Origin of the sequence: Actibacterium lipolyticum, assembly GCF_900184935.1 — a bacterium.
Lineage (GTDB): Bacteria > Pseudomonadota > Alphaproteobacteria > Rhodobacterales > Rhodobacteraceae > Actibacterium_A > Actibacterium_A lipolyticum.
Map to the genome: position 1 here is coordinate 549,681 of NZ_FXYE01000001.1, position 13,403 is coordinate 563,083.

General features: G+C 56.9%; 13 protein-coding genes. 9 read left to right on the top strand and 4 right to left on the bottom strand.

Annotation, left to right across the window (positions count from 1 at the left end; translation table 11 throughout):
• Positions 1–95: 95 nt before the first annotated feature.
• Positions 96–2,429, bottom strand: coding sequence for an ATP-dependent Clp protease ATP-binding subunit ClpA (gene clpA / locus COL8621_RS02710; RefSeq protein WP_093965787.1), 2,334 nt, complete (start codon positions 2,427–2,429; stop codon positions 96–98).
• A 184-nt stretch (positions 2,430–2,613) separates the two neighbouring features.
• Positions 2,614–3,381 carry a hydroxyacylglutathione hydrolase gene (gene gloB / locus COL8621_RS02715; RefSeq protein ID WP_093965788.1) on the bottom strand — a complete coding sequence of 256 codons (768 nt, stop codon included), beginning with the start codon at positions 3,379–3,381 and terminating at the stop codon, positions 2,614–2,616.
• Positions 3,382–3,443: 62 nt separating this feature from the next.
• On the opposite strand from gloB, the gene COL8621_RS02720 reads away from it, so the two are divergent.
• The 7 genes from COL8621_RS02720 (at position 3,444) to COL8621_RS02750 (ending at position 9,787) form a co-directional block, all read left to right on the top strand.
• On the top strand, positions 3,444–4,190 hold the full coding sequence (locus COL8621_RS02720; protein ID WP_093965789.1) for a methyltransferase domain-containing protein: 747 nt from the start codon (positions 3,444–3,446) through the stop codon (positions 4,188–4,190).
• 267 nt (positions 4,191–4,457) lie between these two features.
• The gene (locus COL8621_RS02725) at positions 4,458–5,018 is read left to right on the top strand and encodes a F0F1 ATP synthase subunit delta (protein WP_093966880.1); all 561 of its coding nucleotides are present in this window, start codon (positions 4,458–4,460) and stop codon (positions 5,016–5,018) included.
• Positions 5,019–6,557 (top strand): F0F1 ATP synthase subunit alpha, encoded by a 1,539-nt coding sequence (gene atpA, locus COL8621_RS02730; RefSeq protein ID WP_093965790.1) that lies wholly within the window; start codon positions 5,019–5,021, stop codon positions 6,555–6,557.
• 21 nt (positions 6,558–6,578) lie between these two features.
• On the top strand, positions 6,579–7,448 hold the full coding sequence (locus COL8621_RS02735; RefSeq protein WP_093965791.1) for a F0F1 ATP synthase subunit gamma: 870 nt from the start codon (positions 6,579–6,581) through the stop codon (positions 7,446–7,448).
• 18 nt (positions 7,449–7,466) lie between these two features.
• The gene (gene atpD / locus COL8621_RS02740) at positions 7,467–8,891 is read left to right on the top strand and encodes a F0F1 ATP synthase subunit beta (RefSeq protein WP_093965792.1); all 1,425 of its coding nucleotides are present in this window, start codon (positions 7,467–7,469) and stop codon (positions 8,889–8,891) included.
• A gap of 11 nt (positions 8,892–8,902) precedes the next feature.
• Positions 8,903–9,322: a F0F1 ATP synthase subunit epsilon gene (locus COL8621_RS02745; protein ID WP_093965793.1), complete on the top strand. Its 420-nt coding sequence runs from the start codon at positions 8,903–8,905 to the stop codon at positions 9,320–9,322.
• Positions 9,323–9,436: 114 nt separating this feature from the next.
• Positions 9,437–9,787, top strand: a complete 351-nt coding sequence (locus COL8621_RS02750; RefSeq protein ID WP_093965794.1) for an H-type lectin domain-containing protein — start codon at positions 9,437–9,439, stop codon at positions 9,785–9,787.
• Positions 9,788–9,804: 17 nt separating this feature from the next.
• Here COL8621_RS02750 and COL8621_RS02755 read toward each other — a convergent pair whose 3' ends face one another.
• Positions 9,805–10,827: a ribose-phosphate pyrophosphokinase gene (locus COL8621_RS02755; protein ID WP_093965795.1), complete on the bottom strand. Its 1,023-nt coding sequence runs from the start codon at positions 10,825–10,827 to the stop codon at positions 9,805–9,807.
• Positions 10,828–10,934: 107 nt separating this feature from the next.
• Here COL8621_RS02755 and COL8621_RS02760 point away from each other — a divergent pair, with 107 nt between their 5' ends.
• Positions 10,935–11,534 carry a 2-hydroxychromene-2-carboxylate isomerase gene (locus COL8621_RS02760; protein WP_093965796.1) on the top strand — a complete coding sequence of 200 codons (600 nt, stop codon included), beginning with the start codon at positions 10,935–10,937 and terminating at the stop codon, positions 11,532–11,534.
• Positions 11,534–12,361, top strand: a complete 828-nt coding sequence (locus COL8621_RS02765) for an alpha/beta fold hydrolase (protein ID WP_093965797.1) — start codon at positions 11,534–11,536, stop codon at positions 12,359–12,361. The genes COL8621_RS02760 and COL8621_RS02765 overlap by 1 nt, the downstream gene beginning before the upstream one ends.
• On the opposite strand, the gene COL8621_RS02770 is transcribed toward COL8621_RS02765, so the two are convergent.
• Complete coding sequence (locus COL8621_RS02770) at positions 12,348–13,400, bottom strand: threonine aldolase family protein (RefSeq protein WP_093965798.1); 1,053 nt, start codon at positions 13,398–13,400, stop codon at positions 12,348–12,350. The genes COL8621_RS02765 and COL8621_RS02770 overlap by 14 nt on opposite strands.
• Positions 13,401–13,403: the final 3 nt, after the last annotated feature.

Consider the following 13,403-nt stretch of genomic DNA (forward strand, 5'->3'; position numbering starts at 1 on the left):
TCCCGCAAAGCGGACTAACGCCAATATTAGCCCTTCCAAAAAAATATCCCCGCAATCTGCTTGATTGCAGGGCTATTCGTTCGTTGCCGAGATTGTCAGTCCGCGGTCAAGAGAGGTGGCTTTTTCGACGAAATCTGACGTTTGCCCGGCTCTTCGATGCGAAGGTCGATTTTGCCGTCCTTCATGCCAACCTTGACCAAGCCACCTTTGGCCAGTTTGCCGAACAGCAATTCCTCGGCCAGTGGCTTTTTGATGTGCTCTTGGATCACACGGCCAAGTGGGCGGGCCCCCATCTTATCGTCATAGCCTTTTTCAGCCAGCCATTCGGCCGCCGGTTTGGTCAGTTCGATTGCCACGTTGCGGTCCATCAACTGGGCCTCTAGCTGCAGTACGAACTTTTCGACGACCTGCAGGATCACATCCTTGGGCAGCGGCGCAAAGCTGATCACAGCATCCAGACGGTTGCGGAATTCCGGCGTGAACGTACGTTCGATCGCGGCGGTATCTTCGCCTTCGCGACGATCCCGGCCAAAGCCGATGGCCGATTTCGCCTGTTCGGCTGCACCCGCGTTCGAAGTCATGATCAAGACCACGTTGCGGAAATCCACCTGACGGCCGTTGTGGTCGGTCAGTTTGCCGTGGTCCATCACCTGCAACAGGATGTTGAACACATCGGGGTGGGCCTTTTCGATTTCGTCCAGCAGCAACACGCAATGCGGATGCTGATCAACGCCATCGGTCAGCATGCCACCCTGATCAAACCCAACATAACCCGGAGGGGCCCCAATCAGGCGCGATACGGCGTGTTTCTCCATGTATTCCGACATGTCGAAGCGCAAAAGTTCCACGCCCAGCGTATCGGCCAGCTGTTTGGCGACCTCGGTCTTACCTACACCGGTTGGGCCGGCGAACAGGTAGTTGCCGATGGGCTTTTCAGGTTCACGCAGACCCGCGCGCGACAGTTTGATCGCAGAGGCCAGCGCCTCAATCGCGTTATCCTGACCAAAGACCACGCGTTTCAGCGTTGGTTCCAGATCTTTCAGAACCTCGGCGTCGTCTTTGCTGACGTTCTTTGGCGGGATGCGGGCGATTTTGGCCACGACGGCCTCAATCTCTTTCGCGCCGATGGTTTTGCGGCGTTTGGATTCGGCCAGCAGGTGCTGTGCGGCACCGGCCTCATCAATCACGTCGATGGCCTTATCGGGCAGCTTGCGATCGTGGATGTAACGCGCGGAAAGTTCCACCGCGGTTTTGATCGCATCCGTGGTGTATTTGATATCGTGGTGTTCCTCGAAATAGGGCTTCAGGCCCTTGAGGATCTTCACGGCATCATCAACCGAAGGCTCGTTCACGTCGATCTTTTGGAACCGGCGCGACAGCGCGCGGTCTTTTTCAAAGTGCTGACGGAACTCTTTATACGTGGTCGAACCCATGCAGCGCAGTTTGCCGCCTTGAAGCGCGGGCTTCAGCAGGTTCGACGCATCCATCGCGCCGCCGCTGGTCGCGCCAGCGCCGATTACGGTGTGAATTTCGTCGATAAAAAGAATCGCGTCTGGATGATCTTCCAGTTCGGTCATCACGGCCTTCAGGCGTTCTTCGAAGTCACCACGATACCGGGTGCCAGCCAGCAACGCGCCCATGTCGAGCGAATAGATGGTGGCGTTTTGCAACACTTCTGGCGTTTCGGCGCGCACGATTTTGCGGGCCAGACCTTCGGCAATCGCGGTTTTACCAACGCCGGGATCACCCACCAGCAGCGGGTTGTTTTTACGGCGGCGGCACAGCACCTGAATGCAACGTTCGACTTCCTGATCGCGACCGATCAGCGGGTCAACATCGCCTTCGCGGGCTTTAGTGTTCAGATCCACACAATATTTGGAAAGCGCAGATTCTTTCTGTTCGCCTTCTTCCACGTTGGGGGCGCTGGCGTGGGCTTCTTCTTCGAACTCTGGCGCGCCAGTGATTGGACGGCTTTCGCCGAACGTCGCATCTTTTGCTACGCCGTGCGCGATGAAGTTAACCGCATCATATCGTGTCATTTCCTGTTCTTGCAGGAAGTAGGCGGCATTCGACTCACGCTCGGCGAAGATCGCGACAAGCACGTTTGCGCCGGTCACTTCGGTCCGGCCAGAGCTTTGAACGTGAATCGCCGCGCGTTGGATTACGCGCTGGAACGCGGCTGTGGGAACAGCTTCGGAGCCCTCAATTTCGGTGACCAGCGTCGAAAGTTCCTCGTCGATGAATTCAACAAGTGTTTTTCGCAGATCATCAAGGTCGACGGCACAGGCCTGCATAACTTTTGCGGCGTCAGGTTCGTCGATCAGGGCCAGCAACAGGTGTTCAAGCGTCGCCAATTCGTGGCGGCGCGCATTGGCCAGTGCAAGAGCTGAATGAATAGCTTGCTCGAGTGTGTTCGAAAACGAAGGCACGTGATGTGCTCCTTTCCTTAAGGGCCGAGGGGGCGGGAGAGCCCGACCTCAACCGTGGCCTCATATCTTTAAGGTTCGGTTTTTAAGGCGGCGCTTCAAGTGTTTTCTTATCAAATCTGTTCACCAGATGTGACGCAGCGCAATATTTGAGCGGTTTTCATGCCGCCTAGCCAGTGACCTTGCCTTAGAAATTATCCTTGCGCCGACGGATTTCGGCGAAGACGTCAGTGTCGGATGCTTGATCCATGCCGACTGCCTTTTTCACTTCGGGTAAGGCGGCACGCAAGAACGGGTTTGTGGCCAGTTCTTCCGACAATAGTGATGGGACAGTGGGTTTACCCGCGTCGCGCGCTTTAGTCACCGCCTCTATACGCAAAATAAGCCCGGAATTATCCGGTTCAATGGTTTGCGCGAATTTGGCGTTGGAAACAGTGTATTCATGACCCGAATAAACAACGGTTTCTGCGGGCAGTGCGGCCAGCTTGGACAGGCTTTCCCACATCATTTCAGGTGTGCCTTCGAAAAGGCGGCCACATCCAAGTGCCATCAGGCTGTCCGCTGTGAAAACAGCGTTGCTGTTCGGGAAATGGAAGGCGATGTGACCCACTGTATGGCCGGACACGTCGATTATGTCGGCAGACTCGCCACAGATTTCAACAGAATCGCCTTCGCTCACAGCGACATCAAGCGGTGGAAGCCGATGCGCGTCGGCCGCCGCGCCAATGACACGCGCATTGGTTTCGTCCTTCAGCTGCTCTACGCCGTCTATATGGTCCCAGTGGTGGTGGGTGATCAGAATATCGGTCAGCGTCCAGCCACGGCTCTTTAGAGCGGCTAGAATAGGGGGAGCTTCGGGTGCATCGACCAATGCCGTCTGCCCACTGTCCGAATTATGGAGCAGATACGCGTAGTTGTCGCTTAGGCATGGGACGGTCATGATCTCAAGGGGCATGGCATTCTTGCTCGGCTTGGTTATTCTGCCCCTAACTGTTGCCGATCCCGAGGCGGGCTGCAATGCACCTAGACGTGTTAGACCTAAGGAATTTCTACTACCGCACCAATCTGGGGCGTGTGGCACAGCGGGCAATTCGCGATCAGGTCAAACAGATCTGGCCCGAAGCAAAGGGCCAAACAGTGGCCGGGTTCGGCTTTGCCGTTCCGTTGTTGCGGCCCTATCTTGCCGACGCACGCCGCGTGATCGCGGTTATGCCCGGGCCGCAGGGCGTTATGCCGTGGCCCGCCGGAATGGCGAATGTGTCTGTTCTGTCTGAAGAAACCCAATGGCCCATACCGACGGGGCTGGTTGATAAGCTTGTCCTTATGCATGGGCTGGAAACCAGCGAACAACCGTCTGCGGTGTTGGAAGAAGCCGCGCGCGTGTTGGGGCCGGGGGGGCGTGCATTGTTTGTGGTGCCAAATCGTTCGGGCCTTTGGGCGCGACGGGATGCGACTCCGTTTGGTTTTGGGCGGCCTTATTCGTTGGGTCAGTTGGAAGCACAGTTAAAGCGCCACGGGTTCCAGCCCGAAACGCATCGCGCGGCACTTTATGCTCCGCCCAGCCAAAAGCGGTTTTGGCTAAAGACGTCGGGCATGTGGGAAAAGGCGGGGCGACAGGTAAGTTCGTATTACGCGGGCGGGGTGCTGATGGTTGAAGTGTCCAAGCAGGTCTATCGCCCGACAGGAATCGGTGTCGAAGAAAAGCGCCGCAGCCGCCTGAATGTTCTGGATGGGATCCCTGCGGCAGGTGTTGAGCCGGCATAAATGAACGAATCTTTGATTCTGCCGAAAAATGTTTCGCGGCCGAGTCGCGCCACAGAGTCGCATGCACTTTGGCGTGTTAGCGCCAAACGCTTTAAGATAGGGTGTTGCTCAATCACAGATCGGTGTTCTTGACTGTTGCGAGCGCGCATTTGCTCTGCTACACCCACGCCGATTTCGGGAGCGTGCCCTCTATGAGGGTGCGCCACTTGAGCCGCCCCCGCCGCGACCCGTGGCATTCGTGGGGCTACAGACATCGGAAGGGTGGACGTGTCCGAACCAGCTTCGATCTCAACCGGCATTGCTGCGCGCTATGCCACGGCCATTTTTGAACTGGCCAAAGAGAGCAAAAAACTCCCCGCGCTTGAGGGCGATCTTGACGCTATTGAATCCGCTCTTGCGGATAGCGCCGATTTTCGCGGCCTTATTACATCACCGATCTATGCACGTGATGAGCAGGCAAAAGCCATTGGCGCAATTGCTGCCAAAATGGGGCTTTCAGATCTTACGGCAAATTCCCTGAGCTTGATGGCTCAGAAACGTCGTTTGTTTGTGCTGCCTCAACTAGCACAGCAGCTGCGCGGGCTGATCGCCGATGAAAAAGGCGAAGTTATCGCTGAAGTCACCGCCGCCAAGGCGATGACCGAAGTGCAGCAATACAAACTTGCGAAATCGCTGAAGTCCAGCATTGGCAAGAATGTAAAAATTAGCATGGCAGTCGATGAAACACTCATCGGCGGTCTTATCGTCAAAGTGGGCTCTAAGATGATCGATACGTCGATCCGCTCTAAGCTCGCCGCACTCCAGAACACCATGAAAGAGGTCGGATAAATGGGTATCCAAGCAGCTGAGATCTCTGCGATCCTCAAGGACCAGATCAAGAATTTCGGTCAGGAAGCCGAAGTTGCCGAGGTGGGCCGCGTGCTCTCCGTCGGTGACGGTATTGCCCGTGTGCACGGCCTTGATAACGTGCAGGCCGGTGAAATGGTCGAATTCCCCGGCGGTATCCGCGGGATGGCATTGAACCTCGAAGTTGACAACGTTGGTGTTGTTATCTTCGGTTCTGACCGTGACATTAAAGAAGGCGACCAGGTTAAGCGCACGAACTCCATCGTGGACGTTCCAGTGGGCCCAGGCCTGTTGGGCCGCGTTGTAGACGGCCTCGGTAACCCAATCGACGGCAAGGGCCCAATCGCGGGCACCGAGCGTCGCGTTGCTGACGTTAAAGCGCCGGGCATCATTCCACGTAAATCGGTTCACGAACCGATGGCGACTGGTCTGAAATCGGTTGACGCGATGATCCCAGTTGGCCGTGGCCAGCGGGAACTTATCATTGGTGACCGTCAGACGGGTAAAACCGCGATCGCACTCGACACCATCCTGAACCAGAAGTCGTATAACGAAGCTGCTGGCGATGATGAAAGCAAGAAGCTTTACTGTGTATACGTTGCGATCGGCCAGAAACGTTCGACCGTTGCTCAGCTGGTTAAAAAGCTGGAAGAGACCGGCGCGATTGAATATTCGATCGTTGTTGCTGCGACCGCTTCTGACCCAGCACCGATGCAGTTTCTTGCACCATACGCTGCGACTTCGATGGCTGAATACTTCCGCGACAGCGGTAAGCACGCCCTGATCATCTATGATGACCTTTCCAAACAGGCTGTTTCGTATCGCCAGATGTCGCTTCTTCTGCGTCGTCCACCCGGCCGTGAAGCTTACCCAGGTGACGTTTTCTACCTTCACTCCCGTCTGCTGGAGCGTTCGTCGAAGCTGAACGAAGACAACGGTTCCGGTTCCTTGACGGCTCTGCCGATCATTGAAACCCAAGGTGGTGACGTTTCGGCGTTTATTCCAACCAACGTGATTTCGATCACCGACGGTCAGATCTTCCTTGAAACCGAACTGTTCTATCAGGGTATCCGCCCAGCTGTGAACACCGGTCTGTCGGTTTCGCGTGTTGGTTCGTCCGCTCAGACTGACGCGATGAAATCGGTTGCTGGCCCAGTTAAGCTGGAGCTTGCTCAGTACCGCGAAATGGCTGCGTTTGCGCAGTTTGGTTCCGACCTTGATGCCGCAACTCAGCGCCTGCTGAACCGTGGTGCACGTCTGACCGAGCTGATGAAACAGCCACAGTACGCGCCGCTGACCAACGCCGAGATCGTTTGCGTGATCTACGCAGGCACCAAAGGTTACCTGGATAACATCGACGTTAAACAGGTTGGCCGCTTCGAAGCTGGTCTGTTGGCACACCTGCGTCAGAAAAACGCTGACCTGCTGGCAGACATCACCAACAATGACCGTAAGGTTAAAGGTGAGCTGGAAGACAAAATTAAAGCTGCGATTGACGATTTCGCGAAAGACTTCGCCTGAGGGCGGGTAAGGACTGGATAGATGCCAAGCCTTAAGGACCTTAAAAATCGGATCGAAAGCGTCAAGTCGACGCGGAAGATCACGAAGGCCATGCAGATGGTCGCGGCGGCTAAACTCCGCCGCGCCCAAGAAGCAGCCGAAAGCGCCCGGCCTTACGCCGAACGCATGAACGCCGTTATGGGCGGGCTTGCGGCTTCGGTTGCGGGCTCGGACAGTGCACCGAAACTTCTTTCGGGCACTGGCAGTGACCAAGTTCAGCTATTGGTCGTAATGACCTCTGAGCGCGGTCTTTGCGGCGGCTTCAACTCGACCATCGTGCGACTGGCCCGCACAAAAATCGAAGCATTGTTGGCTGAAGGCAAGACGGTGAAAATCCTGACTGTCGGCAAAAAAGGCCGCGAACAGCTAAAGCGGGACTACGAGGCGCATTTTGTGGGCCACGTTGATCTGAGCGAAGTTAAGCGTCTTGGCTATGCCAACGCGCAAGACATCGCGAAAGATGTGTTCGCCCGCTTTGACGCTGGTGAGTTCGACGTTGCGACGATCTTCTACAATGAGTTCAAGTCGGTGATCAGTCAGATCCCAACCGCTCAGCAGATTATCCCAGCTTCGTTCGAAGCCACGGATGCCGAAAGCACGCTCTACGATTACGAACCGTCTGAAGAGGCAATTCTGGCCGATCTACTGCCACGCGGTGTGGCAACTCAGATCTTCGCCGCTTTGCTTGAAAACGGTGCGTCGGAACAGGGTGCCCGGATGAGCGCGATGGATAACGCCACGCGCAATGCTGGCGAAATGATCGACAAACTGACGATTGAGTTTAACCGCTCGCGTCAGGCCGTGATTACCAACGAGCTTATCGAAATCATCTCGGGCGCTGAAGCGCTCTAAGACCCGGAGAAACGAAACATGGCAGAAGCAAAAGGCAAAATCACGCAGGTGATTGGCGCCGTTGTGGACGTTCAGTTTGAAGGCGATTTGCCCGCAATTCTGAACGCTCTTGAAACCGACAACAACGGTAACCGTCTGGTTCTTGAAGTTGCACAGCACCTTGGCGAGAACACAGTTCGCGCCATCGCTATGGACGCAACCGAAGGCCTCGTACGTGGTCAAGGCGTGACCGACACTGGCGCACCAATCAGTGTGCCTGTTGGTAAAGCGACACTTGGTCGTATCATGAACGTGACCGGCGACCCTGTGGATGAAAAAGGCCCAGTAAACGCTGACGCGCGTCGTCCGATCCACGGTGATGCACCTGAGTTTGACCAGCAGTCCACAGCGACTGAAATCCTGGTGACAGGCATCAAAGTTATCGACCTTCTGGCCCCCTACACCAAGGGTGGTAAGATTGGTCTGTTCGGCGGTGCGGGCGTTGGTAAGACCGTTCTTATCATGGAACTGATCAACAACATCGCGAAGGTGCACTCTGGTGTGTCCGTGTTCGCGGGTGTTGGTGAGCGGACCCGTGAAGGTAACGACCTTTACCACGAGATGATCGAATCCGGCGTTATCGTTCCTGATAGCCTTGAGGATTCGAAAATTGCGCTGGTTTACGGCCAGATGAACGAGCCTCCCGGTGCGCGTATGCGGATCGCTCTGTCCGGTCTGACAATTGCGGAACAGTTCCGTGATGACACCGGTTCGGACGTTCTGTTCTTCGTGGACAACATCTTCCGCTTTACCCAAGCTGGTTCCGAGGTGTCCGCGCTTCTGGGTCGTATCCCTTCCGCTGTGGGCTATCAGCCGACACTGGCAACCGACATGGGCGCGATGCAGGAACGTATTTCGTCGACCAAGAACGGTTCGATTACTTCGGTTCAGGCCGTGTACGTACCTGCGGATGACTTGACCGACCCTGCGCCGGCCACTTCGTTTGCTCACCTTGACGCGACAACCGTTCTTGACCGTTCGATCTCGGAAAAAGGCATCTACCCGGCTGTGGACCCACTGGGTTCGACGTCGCGTCTGCTTGATCCGCTGGTTATCGGTGAAGAGCACTACAAAGTCGCAACCGACGTTCAGCAGGTTCTTCAGCGTTACAAATCGCTGCAAGACATCATCGCCATCCTTGGTATGGACGAGCTGAGCGAAGACGACAAACTGGCCGTGACACGCGCACGTAAGATCGAGCGTTTCTTGTCCCAGCCGTTTGACGTTGCGAAAGTGTTCACTGGCGCCGACGGTAAACAGGTTCCGCTGGAAGACACGATCAAATCGTTCAAGGCTGTTGTCGCTGGTGAATACGATCACCTGCCCGAAGCAGCGTTCTACATGGTCGGTGGCATCGATGAAGTGATCGCTAAAGCCGAAAAGATGGCGGCTGACGCTGCCTAAGGGGGCCTCTGATGGCTGATACGATGCAATTTGATCTGGTGTCGCCCGAGCGGAGGTTATCCTCCGTTCAGGCCACCGAGGTCAGAATTCCAGGCGCCGACGGCGACCTGACTGCTATGCCAAACCACGCGCCTGTCATCACCACCCTGCGCCCCGGCGTTCTGGAGGTGATCACAGCCGAAGGTTCCACAACTTACGTGGTAACCGGCGGTTTCGCTGAAGTGTCCAGCACGGGCACGACAGTGTTGGCGGAACAAGCCCACGCGGTTTCGGACGTCACGCAAGAGATGATCGATGCGATGGTTGCTGAAGCCCACGAGGCGCACAAGGCAGCCCACCCAGACGTTGTTGATGCGGCAGCCAAGCTGTTGTCCGACCTTGTCGCGATGGGTGGTCACATCGGCCTAGAGCCGACGTTGCCGACAAGCTAATTGGCGGTCGAAAAAGAATAAGAAGGGCTCTGCTTGTCGGGGCCCTTTTCAATTTGTAGTCTGACTTTTGCAGCAATTTCCGCGATCACACGTATCGGCGAGGGGGAAGAGCCGATGAAAGAATTTGATAATCGAAAAATTGGTGTTGATCAGGGTTCGACCATCCTGTTTTCAGATTATGAAAACGATGGCCCCATGTGGGCCGAAGTTGGCCCGCGTTCCACCTCTGTTAAAATCACATTCGACCGCCCGTTCCGCTCGGCTCCGGCGGTGACGGTGGGCATGTCGATGTGGGATATGGACCAAAAAACCAACCTGCGGGCGGATATTTCGACCCAAAAGATCAATCGCAAAGGTTTTGAGATTGTCTTTAAAACATGGGGCGACACCCGCGTGGCGCGGGTGCGTGCTGATTGGATGGCAATTGGAGAGCTGCCCTTCGACGACGACTGGGACGTCAGCTAGGGCGTCGTGCCGGCGCTTTACGCGCCGACTGTGTACATACCTTCATAGATAGGTGCCAACGTCCCATGTTCGAACAGGGACGAAACGGATGTGCCGTGCCAGATGTTCATGATGGCCTGCGCAAACATCGGTGCTGTTGGAACAATGCGGATATTCTTGGCATCCAGAACCGGCTGGGTCGGCTGGATGGAATCAGTGATCACCAAGCTTTTCATTTTCGAATTGGTGATACGCTCAACCGCGGGGCCAGAAAGCACGCCGTGCGTAATATACGAGTGGACCTCTTTTGCGCCTTTTTCGATCAGGACTTCGGCCGCCTTGCAAAGGGTACCGGCCGTGTCACAGATATCGTCTACGATAATGCAGCTCTTTCCGGTCACATCGCCGATCACTGTCATTTCAGCAATCTCACCGGGCTTTTCACGGCGTTTGTCCACGATGGACAGTGGCGCGTTGATACGCTGTGCAAGTTCACGCGCGCGGGCAACGCCGCCCACATCAGGGGAAACGATCATCAGGTCGTTCATCTTGCCCTTGAAGTGGTGCGCGATATCCAGCGCGAAGATGGGCGATGCGTAAAGGTTATCAACTGGGATGTCGAAGAAGCCCTGAATCTGCGCCGCGTGAAGATCCATCGTAAGGATGCGTTCGATTCCAGCTTCGGTCAGCAGGTTCGCGACCAGCTTGGCCGAAATCGGCGTCCGCGCCTTTGTGCGGCGGTCCTGACGGGCATAGCCGAAATAGGGGATCACGGCCGTGATGCGGGCAGCAGACGAACGGCGCAGCGCATCCGAGATGATCAGCAATTCCATCAGGTTGTCATTCGCCGGGTTCGACGTAGGCTGGATAATGAACATATCCTCGCCGCGGACGTTTTCGAAAACCTCGACAAAGATCTCGCCGTCGTTGAAACGTTCGACCCGCGCATCGACCAGACCGACGTTCACCCCCCGATGCATAGACATGCGGCGCGAGATGGCGCCAGCAAGCGGTTGGTTGGCATTACCAGAGATAAGTTTCGGTTCGGTGACTGATGGCATGGCAGAGGGTCCCAAAGAGCAGCGTCCAGATGACAGATTCGTGACGTTGACACCGCTTACCACCCGGTTACGGTCTTGCAAACCGTGCGCAGCAGCGAGTGAGCAAAATGCCCCACATTGATTACTATTTTTCGACGATTTCGCCCTTCACCTACCTTGCCGGAACCCGGTTAGAGGATATCGTGCAAAAGCACGGTGCCAGCGTGACCTATAAGCCGCTGGATGTGATTTCCCTGTTTGGGCGTACAGGCGGCACGCCATTGCCGCAGCGCCACGAAAGCCGGTTGTCGTACCGGTTGAAGGAATTGCAGCGTCAGGCGAAAAAGGCCGGATTGGCGATTCATGAAAAGCCCGCACATTTCCCGACCAACGCGGCGCCCGCTTCTTATGCAATTATCGCGGCGCAATCCGAAGGCGGTGGTGATGTCGGGGCATTGGTTCACAGCGTTTTGCGCGCCTGTTGGGCCGAAGAAAAGGACATCGCGGCGGATGATGTGGTGCGCGATTGTCTAAGCGCGGCGGGTTTAGACCCTGCGCTGGCCGATCGCGGGCTTCTGCTGGGTGCAGAGACATACGCCGCCAATCTGGAAGAGGCCGTGAATGCGGGCGTGTTTGGCGCGCCGTTTTATATCGTCGACGGGGCAGAGCCGTTTTGGGGCCAAGACCGGTTGGATGATTTGGACCTGTTCCTGTCTGGAAAGCTTTGATGCCAGTTAAGTCGCGCGGCGGTTTCGATACCTATTCTGCGCAGTTAGGGCAGGGCGCGCGTAAGGCGTTGTTGATCCACTGCTCGTTGGCGCATTCGGGCAGTTGGGCGGGGTTGATGGGCGCGCTTGGCGACACTCTGTCGGCCGAGGCATTTGACTTGCCCGGCCATGGGCGCAGCGGCGATTGGGTGGGCGACGTGGACTTTCAGGATCAGGCGCTTGCGATGGCGGCTGATTTCATGGCGGAGGAGCCGATTGACCTGATCGGTCATTCCTTTGGCGGCACGGTCGCACTTAGGCTGGCCTTGGAACAACCTGACCGCGTACGAAGCCTGACCTTGATCGAGCCGGTGTTGTTCGCTGCGGCGCGTGGCACCCCGGAATACGCAGAGAACGAGGCGCTTTTTGCGCCGTTCGCTGAAGCGATAGCACGAGGCGACAGAGTGGCGGCCTCCAAGGCGTTCACCGGGCCGTGGGGGGCTGGTGCCCCGTGGGAGGCGCTGCCTCGGCAGCTGCAGGATTATATCGAACGGCGTATCCACCTTATCCCAGCGGGCAACGCGGCCCTGATGGACGACAGGCCCGGCGTCCTAGCCCCTGATCGGCTAGAGGGGCTGGATATACCGGTTCTGCTGCTAGAGGGGGGCAGTTCGCCCTCTATCGTCGGCGCGGTGAACGCTGCGCTGGCCGCGCGGCTGGCGCGTGCGCGGCGTGCCACCATCCCTGGCGCGGGCCATATGCTGCCGATCACGCATCCCAAACAGGTTGCCCACGCGATTGAGGGGTTCTTGGCAGATGCCAGCGCGCCCGCGATCAGCCCCGGATAAGCTCCAGAAACTTTTCGACATCGGCGCTGGACGTGCACCAAGAACAGACAAGCCGCGCCGAAAGCGGCTCTTCATCAGGCCCTTCCAGCGATTGGTTCATCGGCCACAAGTAATACACCGCCCCGGCGTCTTGCGCGCGGCGGTGCCCTTCGCGGGGCCAGCGGGCGAAAACCGCGTTTCCATCCGTAGGATGAAGAAGCGATGCGCCCTCGATCGTCAGAATGCCTTTGGACAGGCGTGCCGCGGCATCGTTCGCGCGGGTTGCCAGCTTTAGCCAAAGATCATCTTCCAGATAGGCATCCATCTGTGCGGACAGATAGCGATGCTTTGAAAACAGATGCCCACCGCGTTTGCGCCGCAGCTCAAACTCCCACGCGCGCTTGGGGTCAAACAGCACAACAGCTTCGACGCCCATCAGGCCGTTTTTGGTGCCGCCAAAGGACAAGACGTCAACACCGGCTTTCCACGTCATTTCGGCAGGCGTACACCCTGCGCCGACGACTGCGTTAGCAAACCGCGCACCGTCCATGTGAACAGGCAAGTCGCTGGCCTTGGCGATGTCACACAGCGCGCGCACTTCGTCCGCGGAATAGAGCGCGCCGTTTTCGGTAATGTTAGTGATCGAAACCGCGCCTTTTTGCACGTTATGAACACCCGCGCGGGCGGTGAAACTGATCGCCTGTTTCAAGGCCTCGGGGGACATTTTCGCATCGTCCCCGCCGACAAGGGTCAGCTTTGCCCCACCGGTATAGAATTCAGGCGCGCCACACTCATCTTCTTCGATATGTGCGTTTTGGTGGCAGTAAATCGTCGCCCAAGGCGGGCAAAGGCAAGACAGGGCCAGCACGTTTGCGGCGGTGCCCGTAGGGACCAGATAAACGGCGGCCTCTGGGGCCTCAAAAACCTCGCGAATTTTGTTGCGAACGCTGTCCATGATGGTGTCCGCGCCATAGGGCATCGCATAGCCGTGGTTGGCGTGAACCAATGCATCCAGAATTTGCGGCGGAACCGGCGAGGAATTGTCTGATGCGAAATACATGCC